Genomic DNA, 23143 nt, shown 5'->3' on the forward strand with positions numbered 1-23143 from the left:
TAAATGCTTATTATATTAGCATTGGTTTTGATAACATATACAAGTATGATATTTTCTATAAGATATCGTACTCCTATTGCTGTACTAGGTTCTGCAGTAATTTTGATTTATGGAAGTTTGACAAATGCATTTCCTTTTACTAAGGTTTTTGAAAAATTTCCATATGAGATTATTATCTTGATTATAGTTTTAGCTTTATTTGCTAAAGTATTTGAGGATAATAAAATCTTTGACTATATTGGAGAATCTTTTATTAATGTTACAAAGGGGAATAAGGTATTGGTTGTAATATTAATGCCACTTACAATATATGCAGCATCATTATTTATGAATAATTTAAGTGTAGTTCTAATATTTACATCCATTTGTTTGGGTTTATCTCTAAAATTAAAACTACCAACTACACCTTTGCTTGTATCAACTATTATTGCATCTAATATAGGTGGAGCGCCACTTCCATGGGCTGATACTCCAGCTGTCATTATTACTCTATATACTGATTTTAATTTAATAGACTTTTTAAATAAATTATTTTTACCTTGTCTGGTTTATATAATTTTATTATCAGTATATACACTTATGTGGTTTAAATATAAAGATATAGATGACCCATATAAAGAAGACATGATATATAAAGATGAAGAGATTGATGAAGAAGACACACATAATAAACCTTATAAACCACTACACCATAAACCACCGCATCCACCACATCCACCACATCATAAACCACCGCACTTACCGCACCATAAACCGCCTCACCATAGACTTTATAGGGGCGATGGTTTGAATATGACTAAAAGAGTAAAATTCTCTATAATATTATTTGCACTATTTATTTTAAGTGTTTGTATAGGTCCTTTTATAAATGTATCTATAGCATTTGTTTCAATGCTTTTCGGTTCTATTCTTCTTATTACAAATACAAAAAAACCAGAAGATATAATAAATACTATGCCTATTATGGATTCAATTGTTTTTATTTCTACCTTATTTTTAATAGGGGGAGTTTTAGAATATGCTGGAATTTTAAAAGTAGCTGTAGACTATATTTTGGAATTTACAAATGGAAATAGCTTCTTAATTGTACTATGTATAATGTTATCGGCATTTGTTATAGCAACGTTTTTATCAGCTGGACCTGCAGCAGCTACATTAATGCCTATATGTTTACAAGTGTCCCCTGCAGTTGGAGATAAGTTAGTGTATGCAGCCCTTGCACTCGGAATTTTGGCAGGAAGTAGTATGCTACCTTGGTCAGCAACAGGAGGACCTATTATGTTAAGTGAAGTAAATAGATTCTTGAAAAAACCAGATATAAAACAAGGAACTAAGAATTCTATTATGAATATATATAATCTTAGATCATATATAGCGTTTTCATTTCCATTTTCTTTCTTAATGGTTATCCTAAGTGTAATATATTTCTATATAAAAGTAGGATAATAGTAATAAAAATAGACCATTGATAAAAGCTTTATCAATGGCCTATCCCTATTCATTTATGTGTATAACCTCTTTAGTATTTATGTCTATATGATTTATTTCTAAATCTATTTCATCATCATCTTGTGATATTATATTTATAATTGCCACAGAGTGAGTCCCGTCTTTAGGAAGTGACATACTGCCTGGATTTAAAACTATTAGATTTTCATCTGCATAAAGTTCTTTTACATGAGTATGACCAATTATAAGTATATCAGCATTGTATTTTTTTGCAGTTTCAATTGTATCTTCTTTTGACTGTGTATATCCATGTGTAAGTAATATTCTTATTTCTCCAAATTGAGTAAGTATATAAGGTGATTGTATAGGATGATTTATTACCATTTGGTCTACATCAGCGTCACAATTACCTCTAGCTATTAATATATTTCCTACTTCATTTATTTTATTGGCTACTTCCTGTGGATTATATCCTTCTGGTAGGGGGTTTCTTGGACCATGGTATAAAATATCTCCACCATGTAATATTACATCACAATCATCCAGTACTTCAAGTGCCTTTTCTAAATAAGTTAAGCTTCCATGAGTATCACTCATTACTCCTATTTTCATATGTATATCCTCCTAAATATTATAGAAATTTCTCTGAAACTCTGCTCCAAAATTCGTAATTTGAGAGTCTTAGTAATTTTATCCTAACTGATGATGAAATAATAACTATTTCTATTATTTCATTAAATTTATATTCGATACCATCTATAACCATTAAAATTGAATTTTCAAATCTATATTCAGGTGCGATTTTTACTGTAGAGTTATAAGGCAATATTATACTAGATGTAAATGATCTATAAGCAGTTGTATTTATAGGAGATAGTGGAGTTAACTGAATTAATTTTAAACTAGGGTCCACTATACTTCCTCCAGCAGAATAATTATATGCAGTAGAGCCTGTTGGAGTAGATATAAGCATTCCATCTCCACTAAATTTTTCTATAAAATGATTATTAACTTGTAAATTCAAGTGAATTACCCTTGATCTATGGCCTTTTACGACTACTTCATTTATAGCCATAGCCTCTATACAACTATCTTTTGTACATATTGTAATTTCAAGAGGAGCCATATCTTGAACAAAATAGTTACCTCTCATGTAGTCATCTATAAAACTATCAATATCATCAGGAGTTATATCTGTAAAAAAACCTAAGTGACCTGTATTTATACCAATTATAGGAATATCAGGAAAATCAAAATCGTGAACAGTTTTTAAAAAAGAACCATCGCCACCTATTGATATAATTAGTTCTGATCTAGGGTCAAATTCATAATATACTTCAAATCCTACATCTATAAGTTTTTTAGTAATTATATCTCTAGTAGATAAAGATCTTTCAATATCATTAGAATTTATAGTTATTATTCTTGTCATTTTTATTCACCTCTTTATAATCAAAATTATATCATATATGACAATAAATTAACATTTTGCATAACTTATAATTTACAACAAATTATAAATTTGAGCAAGATTCCTTCTCCTAAAAGTCGTTGGCGAAATGATCAAAGCGAATTTTTTATAACTTGTAGGTAAAAAATATAAAGGATATAATATACTTATTATATCATCAGAAGGAAGGTGTGTATATTTGCTAATAAAAGAGAATCAACTTTATAATTTAATATCTTATGTAAATGATGAAGATTGTGTTACACTTAAAGAACTGCTTTTAGATAAATTAAATTTATCAGTGAGGTTTTTATCAAAAGCTAAAAAGGATAAAAATTTATTTGTAAATAAAGAACATGGACATCCAAGTCAGATAGTAAAAAAAGGCGATCTAATAGAAATAAAAATAGATGAGGATATGGGAAACTTTACACCTCAAAATCTAAATATAGATATATTATATGAAGATTTTGATATTATTATGGTAAATAAACCTCCTTATATTGTAGTTCATCCAACTAAAAGTCATAGTGACAACACTGTTGCAAATGGGCTTACTTATTATCTATTAAATAAATGTGAATATCCTAGAATAAGATTTGTAAATCGACTTGATATGAACACATCAGGGCTATTAATAGTGGCTAAAAATGCCTATGGTCATCATATATTATCTCAAGATATGGGGGCAGATAAAGTAACTAAAAAATATTTAACTGTTGTAGATGGAATAGTTAAAGAAGATAAAGGTACTATAAATGAACCTATATATAGGCCAACTGAAGATAGTATAAAAAGAGTTGTAGATGAAAAAGGGCAACCATCAATAACTCACTATAAGGTAATAGAAAGATTAAGAAATGCTACACTCTTGGAGGTTCTTTTAGAAACTGGAAGGACTCATCAAATAAGGGTTCATATGAATCATATAGGCCATGGAATAATAGGTGATGAGCTATATGGGATTGATACAAACCTAATAAATAGACAAGCATTACATGCTTATAAGCTAGAATTTGAACAGCCTAGAACTAAGGAAAAATTATGCTTTGAGGCAGATATTCCAGCTGATATGAAACAACTTATAGACAACTTGAGATAGGGGGAATTTAAATGTTAATACATAAGTTTGTAGTCCATGTTTTAGATAAAAATAGTGATGTGCCTATACTTAATGATTTTGAAGGAAAGGTAAATGAAGGTGTAGAAAAGTTTTTCCAAAAAATTATAAATAGAGTATCAAAAGATGATGATTTGAGAAAAGGTGTTTTTAAAAGTTACAATGACAATATTGTTAGAACTTGCTGTGAACAAATAATATATGATGAAAATACTTTTTTAGAAAATTCTAAGGAAATAGCAGCTTATTTATTTGATGTAATGCAAACTGCTGGTCCAACTATGGCATCATGTGATTTGGCTATATGTTTATACACTGTAAAAGATCAAAAGTATGTAGCTATACTTAAACTCGATTATAAGAAGCTATATACTCATTCTATTGAGTTTGTAGATGATAAGTTTAATATACAAATGGTTCCAAATGAAATAGGCATACCAGAAACTCAAAAACCTAAGCAATGTGCATTAGTTGGTGTTAGTGGAATGAATGATGAGTATCATTTAAGACTATTAGATAAAGATGGCGAAAAAGAAGGTAGTGATACTAAGTTTATAATAGACTTTTTAAACTGTGAAAAAGTATTAGATGATAAATATAGAACTAAGCTATTTAAAAGTAGTGCAGAACAGTGGATAACTCATGCATTAAGTCAAGATGCAAGACAAGCTGAAGATGTAAGATCAAGACTTACTTATACACTTAAGGAAAAACAAGAAGTGGATGTAGATGAATTCGTAGATAAGTCTATACAAGACAATGACCTTAAAGAAAGCTTTAAAGAACATATATCAGAAAAAGGAATAGAGCCTACTTTTACTATAGATAAAAAGTGGGTAGAAAAGAAGTTAAAAAAGAGAAATATTAAAACTGATACTGGATTTGAAATAAGATCTAATTTAACTGATTTTGAAGATCAATTGAAATATTCTATAAAACAAAATGAAGATGGAAGTATGGATATAATAATAAAAAATGTTAATTTTTATGAAGAAAAATAATAAGAGAGCCATTTGGCTCTCTTATTTTAATTTATGAAATTTATTTGTTTTCTTCTATATACTTACATATATCTCCGATGTTTTTGAAGTTTTCAGCTTCTTCATCTGATATTTCAAGGCTAAACTCGTCTTCTAAAGCCATTATTATTTCAACAGCATCTAGTGAGTCAGCTTCTAAATCTTTCATTAAAGATGTAGCTGGAGTTATAGAATCTAAATCATCTACTCCTAATTGGTCTGCTACTATTTCTTTTACCTTTTCAAATACCATAATAAGTACCTCCCTACATAAAAAGTTCTTATGAATTTAATTTTAATTGTAGTTTAATATATATCAATCAAATTTTCAATATATATTTTTATATAAGTTATGAATAATATATATTTTTTAGAATATATATTAGTATAAGCTTGTACAAAGGAGGAATTTTATGAAATATATTATATCAATAGTAGTTCTCTGTTCAATTAGCCTTATGTTACTTGTAGGGTCATATTATAAAGTATTACAATATGATATTGAAGAAATAAAACCCTATGTAAGTGAGATGAACTTTATATTAGAGGAGTACTATGATAATACTCATTATGTTTATAATCATAATGATGAATATATAAATAGAATAAATAAAATAAATGAAGGAATTAAAAATACAAAGGTTTCTATATTAACAGATGATTATGTGAAATATAAAATACTAGCAATAGAGAGTTTTAAAAAACATTTAAACTGTAATTATGAAAAATATGAAAATGATAAGTACTTAAAAGATTTTAATAAATATAATGACCTAGCACATAAAAAATTAGACGATGTTTTATATAATAATTTTATTAAAGTAACATATTTGTCTACCCATTCATACTATAAATAAATGGAGAAGCATTTTCTTCAAATATCATAAGGGAGGTAGACTTTATGGCTAAATTAAATAATTTATTAAGAGGCAGTGGTTTCGGCGGTTTATTTAATGGATGTAATGGTTTGTTCGGTGGAAATAATAGTATATTAATAATAGTATTAGTTTTGTTAGTTTTATGTACAGATTTATTAGAAGACCTATTCTGTGACGATAACATGCTAATATGGATAGTGTTAATAGTATTATTACTATGTAACTTTGATGATAATGATTGTTGCTAATGATAAAAGAGCCAGTTTACTGGCTCTTTTTTAAATTTCAAAAAAAATTTAAAAAAATTTTAAAAAAATAATAACACATTTTATATTAACTTCATAGTATGGAGTATAGAGGTTAAAGCTTCTAAGGAATTAATATTTATATTTGAAGGAGGACTTATAATGAGTAAATTCTTCTGTGATTTCGACAGCTGGTGGATAATAGTATTATTTTTCTTATTCTTAGTATTCCAAGACTGCTGGCAAGAAATATCATTATGTGATTGGATACCATTCTTAATATTATTATTAATACTTGTTGCTTTTGACGACGGCGAATGTGAATGCTAATAACTAAATAAAGGGGGATTTAATATGAGTAGATTTTTTAAAGATTTTGATGGTTGGTGGATAATAGTATTATTCTTCTTATTCTTAGTGTTCCAAGATTGTTGGCAAGAAATATCATTAAAAGATTGGATACCATTCTTAATATTATTATTAATACTTGTTGCTTTTGACGATGACTGTGATCATGACGCTTGCTGTAAAAGATAATTATTAAATATAAAAAAGGAGCTAATTATAATTAGCTCCTTTTTTATATTTAATTTAAATTAGTAACACATAAATATAAGTTTTCATAGTATAGGATATAAGGTATAAGGCCTTAAATATTTATAAATGGAGGTACGTTATGAGCTTCTTTAATGATTTCGATGGTTGGTGGATAATAGTATTATTCTTTTTATTCCTAGTATTCCAAGATTGCTGGCAAGATATAGAACTATGTGACTGGATACCATTCTTAATATTATTATTAATACTTGTTGCTTTTGACGACGATTGTGATCATTGCTAATAAGTATAAATAAAAGTGGGTTATCCCTTAGGGATGGCCTATTTTTTTGAGAAAGGTCCCATATCCTCAAGGTCGTTGGCGACATGAGGGGCGCGAATTTTATATTTAAATTAGTAACACATAATATGAATTTTCATAATATATGGTATAAGGCATTAAAGCCTTTAAAATATTTTCACCAGTTAGTAACACATTATAAGCATTGACATATTATATAGTACACGGTGATTTAAACTAAAAAGACATTATCTAATAGGAGGATTATTATGAGTGGATTTTTAAATGGTTTTGATGGATGGTGGATAATAGTATTATTCTTCTTATTCTTAGTATTCCAAGATTGCTGGCAAGATATAGAATTATGTGATTGGATACCATTCTTAATATTATTATTAATACTTGTTGCATTTGATGATGATTCGTGTGATTGCTAAAAAATAATTCATTATAAAATTTATTATGGAGGTAAGTTATGAGTAGATTCTTTGATGATTTCGATGGATGGTGGATAATAGTATTATTTTTCTTATTCTTAGTATTCCAAGATGCTTTAGATGATATATCTGTATGTGATTGGATCCCATTCTTAATATTATTATTAATCCTTGTTGCATTTGACTTTGGAAATGACCACTGCTAATATGTGATTTTATGAAATAAAGAGCCTTAGGCTCTTTATTTTTTTTTGACATTATGGTAAAATTAAAAATTACTATCTAATAGAATAATTTTTGGAAATATAGGCAAAAATTGAAATAAAGGAGGAATCGGATTATGAAAACTAGCATTACAATAAAAGATGTAGCGAGAAAAGCGGGAGTATCTATATCTACAGTTTCTAGAGTTATAAATGATTCTAAACCAGTTACGGATGAAATAAAGCAAAGAGTACTTGATGTTATTAAAGAAACGGGGTATGTACCAAATCCATTAGCTAGAAGTTTAGTAACTAAAAAAAGCCAACTTATAGGTGTAATAGTACCTGAGGTATCGGATTCTTTTGTAAGTGAAATTGTAAATGGAATTGAAGAAATAGCTAAGATGTACAACTATGATATATTATTATGTAATACTTACTCTGACAAAGAACAGGAATTAAAGAGTATAAACCTACTTAGAGCTAAGCAAGTAGAAGGTATAGTTATGATGTCTTGGCTAATTGATGAAGAACACATAAATTTTATAAACAAATGCCAAATACCGGCTACATATATAAGTAAGACTGCAAGAGGGTTTGATGTTTACTCAGTAAGTATAAGTAACACAAAGGCTACATATGATATGACCAAGTATTTAATAGGGAAAGGCCACAAAAAAATTGCCTATATAATGACTAGTAAAGATACTACAGTTATGGAAAAAGAGAGATACATAGGGTATGAAAAAGCTATGAATGAAGCTAACTTAAAAATATATGAAGAGTTAGTAAAATCTGGAGATACCGAGGTTGAAGGTGGATACAAAGGTATGAATGAAATCCTAAAAAACGAGAATATACCAGATGCTGTTTTTGTAACAGGAGATGAAGCTGCAATAGGCGCTATGAATGCAATATTTGATGCTGGATATAGTGTTCCTGAGGATATTTCTGTAGCAGGATTTAATGATGTAAAATTGGCTTCTATATATAGACCTAAACTTACAACGGTACATCAACCTTTATACGATATGGGTGCAGTTGCTATAAGAATGGTTATTAAGATGATAAATGGTGAGCAGTTAGATGACAAAAAAGTAGAACTGCCATATAAAATAGTTGAAAGAGAAAGTGTTATAGAAAAGAAGTAAATTCATATGAATTTACTTCTTTTTTAATTCCCAACATTTAGTTGAGCAACATACCATCTTTTCAAGGTCGTTGGAGACATGGGCTAGCAAATTTTGAGTAAAGTGAATTATAATTTTAATTTTAGCAAAAGAATTGTGTAGTAAATTGTAACTTTTTAGAATAAAAAAAAATTTATCACATGTGATAAGAAGGATATATATAAGTTATGTTGAATAATATTTTAAAAGAGGAAAATTATTTTGAGGGGGACAGAAAATGAATAAGATACTTATAGATGGATGTAGTTTGACTATTGATGACGTTATTAAGGTTGCAAGACAAGGACATAAAATAGAACTTACTCAGGAAGCTCAGGAAAAGGTTATCATTGCTAGAAATTTAGTAGATAAATTTGTAGATGAAGAAAGAGTAGTTTACGGAATAACTACTGGATTTGGAAAATTCTCAGATGTTGTTATATCTAAAGAAGAAACGGCACAGCTTCAAAGAAACTTAATAATAAGTCATGCATGTGGTGTTGGGGAGCCATTTGCTGAAGAAATAGTAAGAGCTATGATGTTACTTAGAATAAATGCATTATCAAAAGGACATTCAGGGGTAAGAATGGAAACTCTAAATACATTAATAGGGATGCTGAATAACGGTGTTCATCCAGTTGTACCAGAAAAAGGATCATTAGGAGCTTCAGGAGACTTAGCACCACTTTCACATATGGTACTTACTATGTTAGGTGAAGGTGAAGCGTTTTATAATGGAGAAAAAATGCCATCAAAAAAAGCTATGGAATTAGCAGGAGTACCTGTTTTAGAAAACCTACATGCTAAAGAAGGATTAGCTTTAATAAATGGAACTCAAGCTATGACAGCAGTTGGAGCATTAACAGTATATGATTCTATAAATTTATTAAAAACTGCTGATATAGCAATGGCATTAACAGTAGAAGGATTAAATGGTATAACTACTGCATTTGATGAAAAAGTACATGCAGTTAGACCACACAAAGGTCAAATAAATACAGCAAGAAACCTATTAAATATATTAGATGGAAGTAATATGACAACTAAGCAAGGAGAAGTAAGAGTTCAAGATGCTTATGTTTTAAGATGTACTCCTCAAGTACATGGTGCAAGTAAAGATGCTATAGAATACATAAAAGAAAGAGTAAATATAGAAATAAATGCTGTAACTGATAACCCAATAATATTCCCAGAGGTTGAAGAAGTTATATCTGGTGGAAACTTCCATGGTCAACCAATGGCTTTAAGTTTTGATTTCTTAGGAATAGCTTTGGCCGAACTTGCAAACATTTCTGAAAGAAGATTAGAAAAATTAGTTAATCCAGCTATAAGTCATGGACTTCCAGCTTTCTTAACAGAAAAAGGTGGTCTACATTCAGGATTTATGATAGTACAATATAGTGCAGCGTCATTAGTATCTGAAAATAAGGTATTAGCACATCCTGCAAGTGTTGACTCTATACCATCTTCAGCTAACCAAGAAGATCATGTTTCTATGGGAACAATAGCATCTAGAAAAGCTAGAGAAATAATGAAAAATGTACAAAGTGTAATAGCTATGGAAATACTAGGTGCTTGCCAAGCTATAGACTTAAGGGGTAATAGTGGATTAGGTAAAGGTACAAAGGCTGCATATGAATTAGTTAGAGAATATACTGCTAAAATAGAAGATGATTTAGTAATGTACAAAGAAATAAACAAGTGCGAAGATTTAGTAAGAAACAATAAAATAGTTGAAGTAGTTGAAAAGGCATTAGGTTACGCTATAATTACAGATGAAGAATCTAAAAATACAATAAAAATGTCTATTCATTAATATATAAAAAGCTATAAAGGAGGATTTAAGATGAGTACATTAACACAAATATCTAATTTAGATAATATAGATATAGGAAGTGGAATGACTATAAAATTAGATACAGTACCAGATACAATACCAACATTTATTGATGGTATAAGAAGAGCACCAAAAAGAGAAGCAAAACTTTCAAGATCTGATATAGAGCTAGCTCTAAAAAATGCTTTAAGATATATACCAAAAGAATATCATGAACAAATAGCTCCAGAATTTTTAGATGAATTATTAACTACAGGAAGAATATATGGATACAGATTCAGACCAGAAGGAAATCTAAAGGCTAAATCAATAGATGAATATAATGGTGTTTGCGTTGAGGCTAGAGCTTTCCAAGTTATGATAGACAATAACTTAGATTTTGATATAGCTCTATATCCATATGAATTAGTTACATATGGAGAAACAGGTCAAATATTCCAAAACTGGATGCAATATATATTAATTAAAAAATATTTAGAAGTTATGACTCAAGACCAAACATTAGTTATACAATCAGGACATCCACTTGGACTTTTCAAATCTCATCCATCTGCGCCAAGAGTTATAATAACTAATGGATTAATGGTTGGAATGTTTGATAATCAAGAAGATTGGAAAAGAGCAGCTGCTATAGGTGTATCTAACTACGGCCAAATGACAGCTGGAGGTTGGATGTACATAGGGCCACAAGGTATAGTTCATGGAACTTACTCTACTTTATTAAATGCAGGTAGATTAGTACTTGGGATACCAGCTGATAGCGATATAAGAGGTAGATTATTTATAACTTCAGGCCTTGGCGGAATGAGTGGTGCTCAAGGTAAAGCTGTTGAGATAGCTAATGGAGTTGGTATAATAGCCGAAGTTGACTACTCAAGAATAGAAACTAGATATACTCAAGGATGGGTAAGTAAAATAGCTAGAAGCCCTGAGGAAGCTTATACACTTGCTAAGGAATGTATGAATAAGGAAGAAGCATGTGCTATAGCTTTCCATGGTAATATAGTTGACTTACTAGAATATGCTGTAGAAAACAATATACATATAGATTTATTGTCTGACCAAACTTCTTGTCATGCTGTATATGATGGAGGATATTGTCCTCAAGGTATAGATTTTGAAGAAAGAACTAGATTATTAGCAGAAGATAAGTCTAAGTTTATTGAAATGGTTGATGAAACACTTAAAAAACACTTTGAAGTAATAAAACAATTAACTTCAAAGGGGACTTATTTCTTTGACTATGGAAACAGCTTTATGAAAGCAGTTTATGATGCTGGATGTCAGGAAATATCTAAAAATGGAGTAGATGAAAAAGATGGATTCATATTCCCATCTTATGTTGAAGATATATTAGGTCCACAATTATTTGACTATGGATATGGACCATTTAGATGGGTATGTTTAAGTGGTAAAAGGGAAGATTTAATAAAAACTGACCATGCAGCTATGGACTGTATAGATCCTAACAGAAGATATCAAGATAGAGATAACTGGATATGGATTAGAGATGCAGAGAAAAATGGATTAGTTGTTGGAACTGAAGCAAGAATACTATATCAAGATGCTATGGGTAGAACTAGAATAGCTCTTAAGTTTAATGAAATGGTAAGAAAAGGTGAAATAGGTCCTGTAATGTTAGGTAGAGACCACCACGACGTATCAGGAACAGATTCTCCATTTAGAGAAACTTCTAATATAAAAGATGGAAGTAATATAATGGCTGATATGGCTACCCATTGTTTTGCTGGTGATGCTGCAAGGGGTATGAGTTTAATAGCACTTCACAATGGTGGTGGAGTTGGTATTGGTAAGTCTATAAATGGTGGATTTGGTATGGTACTTGATGGATCTCATAGAGTTGATGAAATACTAAGAACTGCTATGCCATGGGATGTTATGAGTGGAGTTGCTAGACGTGCATGGGCTAGAAATGAAAACTCTATAACTACTGCTATGGAATACAACCAAATGTGTTATGGAGAAGACCATATAACACTACCTTTTATAGCTGATGAAGATTTAGTAAAAGAACTTGTAAATGATAGATTAGGAAAATAAAATTCGCAACGCTCATGTCTTAAGCGACGAAAATGCGACCTTGCTCAAGTTTAGCAGTAGGAAATTACAATTTTCTATAGATTTTAAACTGGCTCATCTATAAGATGGGCCAATAATATGATAAAGGGGGAACTTAATATGGCAATAGTACAATGCGTACCTAATTTTAGCGAAGGTAGAGATTTAGAAAAAATTGAAAAAATAGTTAGCCCACTTAGAGGAAAAGCAGGGGTTAAGTTATTAAATTACGAAGCAGATAAAGACTACAACAGGGTAGTTGTAACTGTAATAGGTGAACCACAAGCTGTTAAAAATGCAGTACTTGAAGCTATAGGGGTTGCAGCACAAGAAATAGATATGAATACTCATAAAGGACAACATTCAAGATTTGGAGCTACAGATGTATGCCCATTTATACCTATAAAATATATGACTATGGAAGATGCAGTTAACCTTGCTCGTGAAATGGGACAAGAAGTAGCTAATAGATATGAAATACCAGTATTTTTATATGAAAATGCTGCATCAAAGTCAGAAAGAGAAAACTTAGCAACAGTTAGAAAAGGTGAATATGAAGGATTAGATGCAAAACTTGCTGATCCAAACTGGTATCCAGATTTTGGACCAAGTGCTAAACACCCAAATGCTGGTGCTATAGCAGTAGGGGCTAGAAGACCGCTTATAGCTTATAATATAAACTTAGATACACCAAATATAGAAGTAGCAAGTAAAATTGCTAAGGCTATAAGACATTCAAGTGGTGGATTTAGATTTATAAAAGCAGGTCCAGTAGAAATACCTGAAAGAGGGATAACTCAAGTTACTATGAACTTAACTGACTATACTAAGACAGCTATGTATAGAGCATTTGAAACAGTAAAAATGGAAGCTAGAAGATATGGAGTTAATGTAACAGGAAGTGAAGTAGTAGGATTATGTCCTATGGAAGCACTAATTGATACTGCATCTTATTATTTAGGACTTGAAAATTTCTCAATGGATAAAGTACTTGAAACTAGTTTAATGGAGTAGTGATAATATGAAAGCACAATTAATAATAAAAAATATTGGACAATTAGCTACTATGGCTGGAACAAGTGCCCCAAGGGTAGGATCTGATATGCATAATATTGAAATATTAAAAAATGCATATGTTGCTATAGCTGATGGTAAATTTATTGCTATAGGATGCGGCGATGACTATTCTAATTTAGTAGATGATAATACTGAAATACATGATGCAAATGGACTTACTGCAACTCCTGGACTTGTTGATGGACACACTCATATAGTTCATGGAGGGTCTCGTGAACATGAATTTGCAATGAAATTACAAGGTGTTCCTTACATAGAAATATTAAAACAAGGTGGAGGAATATTAAGTACTGTTAGGTCTACAAAAGAAGCAAGTTTTGATGAATTATATAATAAAGCTAAAAAAAGTTTAGATATAATGCTTGGATTTGGTGTTACAACTGTTGAAGGTAAAAGTGGATATGGACTAGAACTTCAAACAGAATTAAAACAACTACAAGTTGCTAAAAAGTTAAACGATGATCATCCAGTAGACTTAGTTTCTACTTTTATGGGTGCTCATGCTGTACCAGTTGAGTACAAAGAGAATTCAGAAAAATATATAGATATACTTATAAATGAAATGATGCCTAAGGTTAAGGAGTTAGACCTTGCAGAGTTTTGTGATGTGTTCTGTGAAGAAGGGGTATTCTCTGTACCTGAAACTATAAGAATATTAACAGAAGCTAAAAAACTAGGATTTGGTGCAAAAGTTCATGCTGATGAAATAGTATCCCTTGGTGGAGCTGAACTATCTGCAGAAGTTGGATGTATATCAGCAGACCACTTAATGGCAGCTAGTGAAGAAGGTATGAAGATGATGGCAGATAAGGGAGTTATAGCAAATATACTTCCAGCTACATCATTTAGTTTAATGAAAAATTACGCAAATGCTAGAAAAATGATAGAACTAGGAGTACCTGTAGCTTTATCTAGTGATTATAATCCAGGAAGTTGTCCTAGTGAAAATATGCAGTTTATAATGCAGTTAGGATGTTTAGGTCTTAAAATGACTCCTAATGAAGTACTAAGTTCAGTTACTATAAATGCAGCTTGCTCTATAGGTAGAGAAAAAGAAATAGGTTCTGTAGAAGTAGGTAAAAAGGCTGATTTAGTAATATTTGATGCTCCAAATGTAGATTACTTAATGTATCATTTTGGAATAAATCATACTAATAAAGTATACAAAGAAGGCAAGTTGGTTGTAGATAATCAAAGATTAGTATATTAATAATACTTGTACATATAATTATAAGCGGGGGTGACAAATATGAAACTAATAGAAATGACTTTAAACCAATTTTCAAATGAGGTAGATTCAAATTCTCCAGCGCCTGGAGGTGGATCTGTTGCAGCACTATCTTCAAATATAGGAGTTAGCTTAGCTAGAATGATGGCTAATTTAAGCTTTGGAAAGAAAAAGTACGAAGCATTAGATGAAGATATAAAAGCTGAATTTAATAACAGATTTGAAAAATTAGGGGATATAAGAAATGAGTTAATGGAATTAGTAGATAGAGACACTGAGTCTTTTAATGAAGTTATGAAGGCTTTTAAGATGCCAAAAGCAACAGATGAAGAAAAAGACTTTAGAAATAAGGCTATACAAGAAGCAACTTTATTTTCTATAGAAGTACCATATAAGACTGCAGAATTATCTTTAGAAGCCCTAAGACTTTTAGAATATTTAGTAGGATATGGCAACCAAAATGCTATAACTGATGTAGGAGTAGGAACACTTCTTTCATATAGTGGTATGGAAGGTGCCATACTAAATGTAAAGGTTAACTTAATGGGATTAGAAGATACAAAAATAGTTGAAGAATATAGTAGCAAATGCACTTCTATGATAAAAGAAGGTAGTGAAATAAAAGATAGAATAATGAGTAATATACATAAAAGCTTAGATCCAGCTAAAGCTTAATAAAAAGTGTGTAAACCTAGGTTTACACACTTTTTAATTTTATTTATTTTTTTTAGCTGCTTTTTTTTCTTGAACTTTTTTCTGAGCATCATTACTTGCAAGTTTGCTCATTATATTGTCTAATTTCTTTTTTTGCTTATCATCAAGGAACATTTTAAATTTTTCCATTATTTCTTCTTTGCCTTTTAGAGTTTCGCCTATTTTTGCTAATTCATCCATTAATTCCTCTTGGGATTTATCTTCGTATTCTTCTAGATTTTGTTTTATCTTATCTTTGTCTATATTTTTTTCCTTGGCCATTTGTTCTACTTTTGACTTATCAACCTTTTTCATATTGAAATCCCCCCTCATATAATAATGTATATGCAGTCTTAGAAAAAAAAGTAACAAAAACTATAAATTATACATATTTTATATATTATGGAGTACTATTTAATATAAGGTATTTTTAAGGGGGGAAAAGGCGTGGGTAACAAATTATTATTCTTACTTGGGATAGTAGCCTTAAGCAACGGAAATATAAATATAGGTAACTTACTTAATAACAATAAAGGAAAAAATAAACCAGTTGTAGTTAACAATAAAAAAAATAAAACTAACATAAATAAATCAAAAAAGCGAAGCTCAGATAAAAATAATACCTTTAACTTTAATATGTCAGATATAAATAAGGGAATGAAGCTATTAGATTTAAGTGATGAGGACTTAGATAGAGGTCTAGAAGTAATAAGTAGAAGTAAAAAGTATGTTACAAGTGATGAACAAGTATTTTTAATTAAAGTAGAAAGTATGTTAGATTTAGTTCGCGGGATAAAGAGATTAAGTGGTGTAGATTACAGCAACGATATAAATGAATCGGAATTTTTTAGAAGTATGGATGAAGAAGATAAAAAGAATATGATGATAAAAGAGATATTAGAAGTATTCCCTGAAAACAAAAAAGAATCTATAGAAAAAGCTATGGATATTAAAGATAAAATAGAATTATTTGCGGAATTATTCTTACCAGATGATATAGGAGAAAATGGAGAAGGATTTAACTTAGGATCTATATTAAATTTAAATAATTTAGGAAGTTTAAGTAATTTAGAATTGTTGAGTGGTCTATTTAGAAAAGGTAAAGATGAAGATGAAGATGAAGATGTTTATGAAGATGTTTATGAAGATGAAGACTATGAAATAGATGATTATGAAGAGTATGAAGAAGATGAATTTGATGTCGAAGACGAGAAATAAAAAGTTGAAAAACTAGATTTTATTAGAAAAATTGGAAATTAAAAATGCTTTTAAAAAATGGTACTATGGTTTATAATAATATTAAAGAAAGTCCTAGAGCATTCGAAATAACTTATAAATTCAACCTACAGTATTATTACGGGAGCTGAGTTTGACAGCAGATAACAAGCCCTCATTGCGCAGGGGAAGTTAGAAACTGACATCAAGGCACCCACCTGGGTGAACTCAGGTATGAATTTATGAGGAAAAACGGTGCTCCGGGATTTTCTTTTTTTTGCAAAAAAAGTGTGTGAATTTAAATTCACACACTTTTTTAATTTTTGAGCAACGGATTGTTTTAGAATCCTAATATTCCAAATGGATCTTTAGTTCCAAATACAGTATCTGTACTATAGTCCTTATCGTTTATGCAATTAGATCTAAATGAGAATCTTATAAAATCTTCTTCTATGCTGTGTTCATCTATGTTTCTATCGCTCCATGTATTTCCTAAATCATTTGATATAGAGGTACAAAGTTTATTGTATTGAATCCAAGATAAGTATAAATCTGAATTTACCTGAGTTAAGCTAGGGAAAGAACAAGTAGAAGCTCCTGTTACGAAATTCGATATATTTGTTTCAAATGAACCTTCTTTAAGATATCCATTTGTATATTTTACAGCATAGCCTAAATTAACATTTTCTGAAAAAGCTATATGGTAAAAATTCATAGAATCTTTAATAATTGATAAATATATCTTTGGACTCTTAGAATTAGTTACTTTTATAGGATTGGACCATACTTTAGTTGCATTATTAAATCTACAAGCAAATAATTCTTCAGCTCCATCTATACTATTAAAATAAAATACAGTAGGAGTATCTCCATTCCAAGTAACTATAAAGTTATTAAGAACAAGGTGATTTATAAAGTCTATTTTGTTTTCAAACCACTCTCCACCTTTTTTGTAGTGGTGAAACAATGCTGATACAGTATTATTAGCTTTATTACTTAGATAGTATATAACATGTCTATCTCCATTAATGTTTTTCACATATGGATAAGATATATTAAACTTATTAGAATCATAGTTTAGAATTGTTGATGTATCAAAACCTGTATCATTATTATGGATATATAATAGATTACCTTCTTTGTTGTTTACAACTCCATATACATTGTCATTATTATCTACATCAAAACAAGTATCTATAAAAGATATGTCTCCATGTATTAATTTCTTAGAATCAACTATATTTTCATCTGGTGTTATGTAGTCTGCCACAAGGCCTTTATCGTATTTGAAATGTATCATATCCTTGTTGGATTTTCTTATTAATCCCTCGCATGTATTTATAAATGCCATAATCATCCCTCCTAAAAAAATATCCTACTAATATATATATTTTATTAGTAAACATTTATACATAGTTTTCATAGTATAAATTAGTAAATGTTATATTTATAAATTTATTCTAATAATTTTATTGGTATTGCCAACTTAGTAACATTTATAACTGAAAAATCATATTATAGTGAGAAGATGTGTTTTTAATCTATCTTAATAATTTTTATTTAGGAGGATGTATATATGCAAGATTTAATGAGAAAGAAATGTGGATGTAAGAAAAACGAGTTTTGCAACAAATGCGATGATCATAAGCATGATAAATGCCATGACAAATGTGATGACAAATGTGATAAGCATCATGATGATGACTGCTTTAACCCATGCACAAAGAAATGTGAAAAACCATGTGATATAGATGGGGATGAATGTATAATTTGCCCAGATTCATGTACTGGAGAAGTAGCAGGTGTAAGCGATTTCGTAGTTGTAGATAACAGTATAAATGTAAGAAATGCTGTTTTATTTCCAGTAGAAGTAGATAGAATATTTGACAGTATAGTTTTAAGAGATGAAGATGATCATCCATTTATATTTGATGAAGAAGATTGTGAAACAGAAGAAGGTATAGAGTTTGAACTTGAGGAATTATGTGGACCAAAACCACAAGGAGAGCATGTAGACGTAACTATAGAAAAGGTTTGTTTAACATTTGACTGTATAGATTATGAAGTAACTGAACCTAGAGTAAATGGATGTGAAGTAGAGTTAGTAAATGATGATGAAGAATGTAACGATGAATTTGAATATATTCTTACAGGATGTAATATTGATGATGCTGAAGAAGGTGCTACTGTAAGATTCGTTCAAAGAGATGTAGTTGCAATAGTTAGAAATTTAAAAGTAGAAATAAAAGGTAGATTTGGATGCTCAACATTTACAGCTGTTGCTGATTTTGGCGATGCAGTAGATTTTGACTTAAGATTTGGGCCTGCTAGAATATTTATACCATCTAGAAATAATACTAGATTAACACAAAGATTTAACTCAACATTTACTATAGATTGTATAGGAGATGCAAGATTAGTTAGAGATTGTCATGGTTGCTTCCGCTTATGTGTAGACGAAGTAGACTTCGTATTATGTGCAGAGACTACAGTAAACTCTATAGCAAGAGCACAATTAGCTTTATTAGGTTCTGCTCAACCAATACCATCAAGAGTATTAGGCATAGCTAGTATATGTGAAAATATACAAGGGGTAAATGATAACAATAACAATAATAAGAAACATAAATGTGGATGTAGATCAGAAGAGTAAGTTCAAAAAAACCTAGGTATACTGCCTAGGTTTTTTTATTTTATATATAACATTTCGGAGATTATTTCATATTGTAGTATAGGAAGTCTTTTATAAGGAGTGAAATTTATGAATAAGGTATATATAGATAAAGTAAAAGTATACAAAAGAAATAAACGAAAAAACAAACCTAAAATTGCTAAAGAAGGTGCTAAAAATATAGAACCTGTAGTAGACGAACTAAATGATATATTAGAGCCTGTAATAGTAGACGAACTAAATGATATATTAGAGCCTGTAATAGTAGATGAACTTAATGATGCAGTAGAGCCTGTAGTAGAGGAGCTAAATGATTTAATTGAACCTGAGTTAGTAGAAGAGCTAAATGATATAGTAGAACCTATAGTAGTTGATAACATAAATGAGTTAGTAGAAACTATAGTTGAAGAGAATAGCCTTAAAAATGCAGATGCTAAAATAATAAATCCAGCTGAGATACGATACAATAACAAGGTAGAAATAAGATACAATGGCAATAAAAGAAAAAATAATATTAAAGTAAATAAAGCTAACGTAAATAAAGCTAAAGCCAATAAGGGAGACGTTAAAAAGATTGAACCTGTATTAATAGACAGGATATTTGATTGTGTAGAAACTTGCGTTAAAGAACATAGCCCTAGATGTACAGATTTTGAAATAACAAGTCCAGATAATATCCCATTTAATAGTAAGGTAGACATTTGTGAAGCAAATGTTAAAATTAAAATAAAAAAAATATGTAATAAGATATTTATACAAGGCAATGAAATCGATACAGGTATAGATAATAAAATACCTTCTAACGAGACTAATATAATTAATCTAGATGAAAGTTTAATAAATATATGTAGTCGTAGAGGATGTACTCGATTCGACCTAAAGGTAAATGAATGGGTAGAAGCTTGTGTTGAAATAGTAATATGTATAAAGGGAATAGCCTATGTTGGCGAATCTTTTGATGAAGTAGAATTCGAAGCAGTAGGTATTGTAGAAGATGAAGTTTGCATTCCGCTTATGTATTGTATATCTGTTCCAAATTTTATAGGAAGTGATAATATACCTTTCCTAAAACAAAGTAATAGTATACAAGCATTTGTCGATGAAAACTTTATATTTTTATCAGCATTGCCAGATGAGAATGCTAATATAGAAAAATTACTTGGAAAATTCGTTATAACTTATTGTGTATGTTCTGAAGTAGAATCAATTGTGCCTAATTCTGTAGCTACAAATAAAAATAAAATTTCAAAACCTAAAAGAACAGAAATCACGCGAGATAAAATTACTATGGTAAATAAAAGAAGAGCTTAGATATCTAAGCTCTTCTTTTATTTATTATATCTTATACTGTGACAATATTTCATTATGTCATCCTCAATAGTAGATTCTTTTTTAGTTTCATTTACTACATCATTTTGGTTAACTCTTTTATTCTTTGAATTTCTTTTATGTTCAACTCTAGGTTTATTTAGATATTCCATTGGTATAGGATATTCTTTTTCAATAATTTCTTCTTTTTGAGGAGTTTGAACACTTTCTTCCAAAACTTCTTTTTGAACATTTTCTTCTTGAACTTCTTCTGAAATTTCTTTATTAGACCAAGTTTTATTTTTATTATTAAATATCCTTAACTTACGTCTTCTGCCTCTATCTTCAAAACAGTTATATTCAAATCTAATGTTATTATCTTCATCTACATCTATTTTATAAAAAGAGTTATTTTCATAAATAACATTGTTTATTTCATTAATACTCAACTTTCTTTTATTTATACTTTTGTTAATATGAGTTACATGAAATAAGTTTGAGCTTAATGAACTTTTTTCTAGTAAAAATATGTTTAGATAGTCTTCTATTAAATGAAGTTTTATATCCCTAATATTTTCTAAATTATTTCTATATCTAAATAATAACTTTCTTCTCCAACTGTTTTTTATATTGTATATATGAAGTAAATTCCCCTCAGAGTTTACACAACATATATGTATGTCTTCTTTGTCGTTTATAGCTACTGAATAAAACTTAATATTGTCAGCTATTTTAGATGTCTCCTCGTTTATATTTTTAATATACAAAATATCATTTTCAGTGTATATATAAAAAGGCTTCATACTACTATTTATATCCATTTAATAACCCCCTTTTAATTTTGTTTTTGCCCTCATCAAAACCGTAAATTGTAATAAGAAAGTCAAAATAGAAGTTACATTAAGTGTGTATATATATCCATATATATTAAGACTTGGTATAGGTAATAAGAAGTATATGGCTATAAGCTGTATACACATTCCTATTATATTATTGATACTTGATATATATTCCTTTCCTATTGAATTAAGAATCCCAGATAAAGTATGATTCAAAACTATAAACAGTGAAGAAAGTGATAAAGCTTTTAAATACTCACCAGCTAATTTATTTTTGAATATAGCTACACACAACGGCTCACCAAAGAAATAAAAGGTAAGACTTGATAATATTCCAACTGAAAATGTCAATAATAAAGAAAAATAAATCTTTTTATTTAAATTTTTGTAATTCTTGGTTGCTACTTCTTGTGATAAACTAGGAATTAGATTAACTACTAGCGCAGAAGTAACAGTAAAAGGTAATAATAAAAATGGATATACCATACCTCCTATAATACCGTATAAACCAAGGGCCTTTGAGTATTCCATACCACTAAGGGCGAGTCTACCTGGTATAATCATAGAGCTAATAGATTGAAGCATCACTGAGGACATTCTATTACATGTTATAGGTACAGCCATTTTGAATGTTTCCATTGTTCCATTTAAAAACTCTCTTATATTTATTGTGTACTTATTTTCAAGATCTGGATCTTTGGCTAAATTAAATGTAGTAAATAGTATGTTTACTACTTCACCTACAGATACTCCAATTAGAGCTATTAAAGTATTCATACTAGGGTTTTTGAAATAAGTAATTACTAAAACTACAAAGGCTATTTTGCTCAATTGTTCTAAAATTTGGCCAGTAGCAGGTATACTAACTTTTTTTATTCCATAGTAATAGCCTCTAAGAACATTTGATATTGTTATCAAACTTATAGCTGGAGCAATTGCCAAGATGTATATGTTTAGTTGAGCGCTTTTTAATAACTTAAAGGCCAAAAAGTTTGAGTATAAAGAAATCCCTATAGATACTGTAAGTGATATTAAAAAAGCTACATACAAAGTAGATATAAACAAAACATTCATATTGTGTTTATCTTTTAGGGCCTTTCTCTTAGCTATAAGTGAATTAAGGGCAACCGGAACCCCTGTTGTCGTAAGTGATACACACATCATAAGTAAATTTATAACCATATTGAAAATACCAAGACCTGTTGCCCCAATGGCTCGTGATAAAAATACTCTATAAGCAAATCCTAAAATCCGTACTATAAAATTTGATATGAATAATATTATAGTTGAAAAGACTAGATTAGGGACTCTCAACAAATCACCTCCTTATAATTAAATATATTCATAAAAAAAAGAAAAAATAATAACTTTATAGAGAATATATAATT

General features: G+C 29.5%; 26 protein-coding genes and 1 other RNA gene. 20 read left to right on the forward strand and 7 right to left on the reverse strand.

What is annotated here, in order from left to right; translation table 11 throughout:
• The first annotated feature begins 3 nt into the window (after positions 1-3).
• Positions 4-1446, forward strand: coding sequence for an ArsB/NhaD family transporter (locus tag ACUSRV_RS06055; protein WP_490141036.1), 1443 nt, complete (start codon positions 4-6; stop codon positions 1444-1446).
• A gap of 48 nt (positions 1447-1494) precedes the next feature.
• Here the strand turns inward: ACUSRV_RS06055 and yfcE are convergent, their stop codons facing one another.
• Together yfcE and ACUSRV_RS06065 are read right to left on the reverse strand one after the other, a co-directional pair.
• Complete coding sequence (yfcE, locus tag ACUSRV_RS06060) at positions 1495-2061, reverse strand: phosphodiesterase (RefSeq protein WP_490141037.1); 567 nt, start codon at positions 2059-2061, stop codon at positions 1495-1497.
• Positions 2062-2080: 19 nt separating this feature from the next.
• Positions 2081-2881 carry an NAD(+)/NADH kinase gene (locus ACUSRV_RS06065; protein ID WP_490141038.1) on the reverse strand — a complete coding sequence of 267 codons (801 nt, stop codon included), beginning with the start codon at positions 2879-2881 and terminating at the stop codon, positions 2081-2083.
• A 217-nt stretch (positions 2882-3098) separates the two neighbouring features.
• Here ACUSRV_RS06065 and ACUSRV_RS06070 point away from each other — a divergent pair, with 217 nt between their 5' ends.
• Both ACUSRV_RS06070 and ACUSRV_RS06075 read left to right on the forward strand, forming a co-directional pair.
• Complete coding sequence (locus tag ACUSRV_RS06070; RefSeq protein ID WP_490141039.1) at positions 3099-4001, forward strand: RluA family pseudouridine synthase; 903 nt, start codon at positions 3099-3101, stop codon at positions 3999-4001.
• A gap of 11 nt (positions 4002-4012) precedes the next feature.
• Positions 4013-5020 (forward strand): nucleoid-associated protein, encoded by a 1008-nt coding sequence (locus ACUSRV_RS06075; protein ID WP_490141040.1) that lies wholly within the window; start codon positions 4013-4015, stop codon positions 5018-5020.
• Between the two features lie 40 nt (positions 5021-5060).
• Here the strand turns inward: ACUSRV_RS06075 and acpP are convergent, their stop codons facing one another.
• Complete coding sequence (gene acpP, locus ACUSRV_RS06080) at positions 5061-5291, reverse strand: acyl carrier protein (protein WP_490141041.1); 231 nt, start codon at positions 5289-5291, stop codon at positions 5061-5063.
• Between the two features lie 160 nt (positions 5292-5451).
• On the opposite strand from acpP, the gene ACUSRV_RS06085 reads away from it, so the two are divergent.
• From ACUSRV_RS06085 to ACUSRV_RS06145, 13 genes are all read left to right on the forward strand, one after another.
• Positions 5452-5895, forward strand: coding sequence for a hypothetical protein (locus tag ACUSRV_RS06085; protein ID WP_490141042.1), 444 nt, complete (start codon positions 5452-5454; stop codon positions 5893-5895).
• A gap of 44 nt (positions 5896-5939) precedes the next feature.
• The gene (locus ACUSRV_RS06090; protein WP_490141043.1) at positions 5940-6164 is read left to right on the forward strand and encodes a hypothetical protein; all 225 of its coding nucleotides are present in this window, start codon (positions 5940-5942) and stop codon (positions 6162-6164) included.
• A 159-nt stretch (positions 6165-6323) separates the two neighbouring features.
• A complete protein-coding gene (locus ACUSRV_RS06095; RefSeq protein ID WP_490141044.1) occupies positions 6324-6491 on the forward strand; it encodes a hypothetical protein in 168 nt (55 codons plus the stop codon).
• A gap of 24 nt (positions 6492-6515) precedes the next feature.
• Complete coding sequence (locus ACUSRV_RS06100) at positions 6516-6698, forward strand: hypothetical protein (protein ID WP_490141045.1); 183 nt, start codon at positions 6516-6518, stop codon at positions 6696-6698.
• Positions 6699-6837: 139 nt separating this feature from the next.
• Positions 6838-7002 carry a hypothetical protein gene (locus ACUSRV_RS06105; protein ID WP_490141046.1) on the forward strand — a complete coding sequence of 55 codons (165 nt, stop codon included), beginning with the start codon at positions 6838-6840 and terminating at the stop codon, positions 7000-7002.
• 266 nt (positions 7003-7268) lie between these two features.
• Entirely contained in the window at positions 7269-7436 is a 168-nt protein-coding gene (locus ACUSRV_RS06110; RefSeq protein WP_490141047.1) for a hypothetical protein, read from the forward strand.
• Between the two features lie 38 nt (positions 7437-7474).
• Positions 7475-7642: a hypothetical protein gene (locus tag ACUSRV_RS06115; RefSeq protein ID WP_490141048.1), complete on the forward strand. Its 168-nt coding sequence runs from the start codon at positions 7475-7477 to the stop codon at positions 7640-7642.
• A gap of 134 nt (positions 7643-7776) precedes the next feature.
• Entirely contained in the window at positions 7777-8790 is a 1014-nt protein-coding gene (locus tag ACUSRV_RS06120; RefSeq protein WP_490141049.1) for a LacI family DNA-binding transcriptional regulator, read from the forward strand.
• 256 nt (positions 8791-9046) lie between these two features.
• The gene (hutH, locus tag ACUSRV_RS06125; RefSeq protein ID WP_490141050.1) at positions 9047-10624 is read left to right on the forward strand and encodes a histidine ammonia-lyase; all 1578 of its coding nucleotides are present in this window, start codon (positions 9047-9049) and stop codon (positions 10622-10624) included.
• Positions 10625-10654: 30 nt separating this feature from the next.
• Positions 10655-12706 carry a urocanate hydratase gene (gene hutU / locus ACUSRV_RS06130; RefSeq protein WP_490141051.1) on the forward strand — a complete coding sequence of 684 codons (2052 nt, stop codon included), beginning with the start codon at positions 10655-10657 and terminating at the stop codon, positions 12704-12706.
• Between the two features lie 138 nt (positions 12707-12844).
• Positions 12845-13738 carry a glutamate formimidoyltransferase gene (gene ftcD, locus ACUSRV_RS06135; RefSeq protein ID WP_490141052.1) on the forward strand — a complete coding sequence of 298 codons (894 nt, stop codon included), beginning with the start codon at positions 12845-12847 and terminating at the stop codon, positions 13736-13738.
• 7 nt (positions 13739-13745) lie between these two features.
• On the forward strand, positions 13746-15011 hold the full coding sequence (hutI, locus tag ACUSRV_RS06140) for an imidazolonepropionase (protein WP_490141053.1): 1266 nt from the start codon (positions 13746-13748) through the stop codon (positions 15009-15011).
• A gap of 39 nt (positions 15012-15050) precedes the next feature.
• On the forward strand, positions 15051-15704 hold the full coding sequence (locus ACUSRV_RS06145) for a cyclodeaminase/cyclohydrolase family protein (protein ID WP_490141054.1): 654 nt from the start codon (positions 15051-15053) through the stop codon (positions 15702-15704).
• Between the two features lie 39 nt (positions 15705-15743).
• Here the strand turns inward: ACUSRV_RS06145 and ACUSRV_RS06150 are convergent, their stop codons facing one another.
• Entirely contained in the window at positions 15744-16037 is a 294-nt protein-coding gene (locus ACUSRV_RS06150; protein ID WP_490141055.1) for a hypothetical protein, read from the reverse strand.
• A 132-nt stretch (positions 16038-16169) separates the two neighbouring features.
• On the opposite strand from ACUSRV_RS06150, the gene ACUSRV_RS06155 reads away from it, so the two are divergent.
• Both ACUSRV_RS06155 and ssrS read left to right on the forward strand, forming a co-directional pair.
• Complete coding sequence (locus tag ACUSRV_RS06155; protein ID WP_490141056.1) at positions 16170-16940, forward strand: hypothetical protein; 771 nt, start codon at positions 16170-16172, stop codon at positions 16938-16940.
• Between the two features lie 87 nt (positions 16941-17027).
• Positions 17028-17208, forward strand: a non-coding RNA gene (ssrS, locus tag ACUSRV_RS06160) — 6S RNA.
• Between the two features lie 69 nt (positions 17209-17277).
• Here ssrS and ACUSRV_RS06165 read toward each other — a convergent pair.
• Positions 17278-18288: a hypothetical protein gene (locus ACUSRV_RS06165; RefSeq protein ID WP_490141057.1), complete on the reverse strand. Its 1011-nt coding sequence runs from the start codon at positions 18286-18288 to the stop codon at positions 17278-17280.
• Positions 18289-18513: 225 nt separating this feature from the next.
• Between ACUSRV_RS06165 and ACUSRV_RS06170 the strand changes: the two genes are divergently transcribed.
• The gene (locus tag ACUSRV_RS06170) at positions 18514-19590 is read left to right on the forward strand and encodes a hypothetical protein (RefSeq protein ID WP_490141058.1); all 1077 of its coding nucleotides are present in this window, start codon (positions 18514-18516) and stop codon (positions 19588-19590) included.
• A 108-nt stretch (positions 19591-19698) separates the two neighbouring features.
• On the forward strand, positions 19699-20919 hold the full coding sequence (locus tag ACUSRV_RS06175; RefSeq protein ID WP_490141059.1) for a hypothetical protein: 1221 nt from the start codon (positions 19699-19701) through the stop codon (positions 20917-20919).
• A 17-nt stretch (positions 20920-20936) separates the two neighbouring features.
• Here the strand turns inward: ACUSRV_RS06175 and ACUSRV_RS06180 are convergent, their stop codons facing one another.
• Positions 20937-21737 (reverse strand): hypothetical protein, encoded by an 801-nt coding sequence (locus tag ACUSRV_RS06180; RefSeq protein WP_490141060.1) that lies wholly within the window; start codon positions 21735-21737, stop codon positions 20937-20939.
• Positions 21738-23069, reverse strand: coding sequence for an oligosaccharide flippase family protein (locus ACUSRV_RS06185; RefSeq protein ID WP_490141061.1), 1332 nt, complete (start codon positions 23067-23069; stop codon positions 21738-21740).
• Between the last annotated feature and the right edge of the window lie 74 nt (positions 23070-23143).

The sequence above is a fragment of the Sporacetigenium sp. TC11 genome (genome assembly GCF_058146105.1).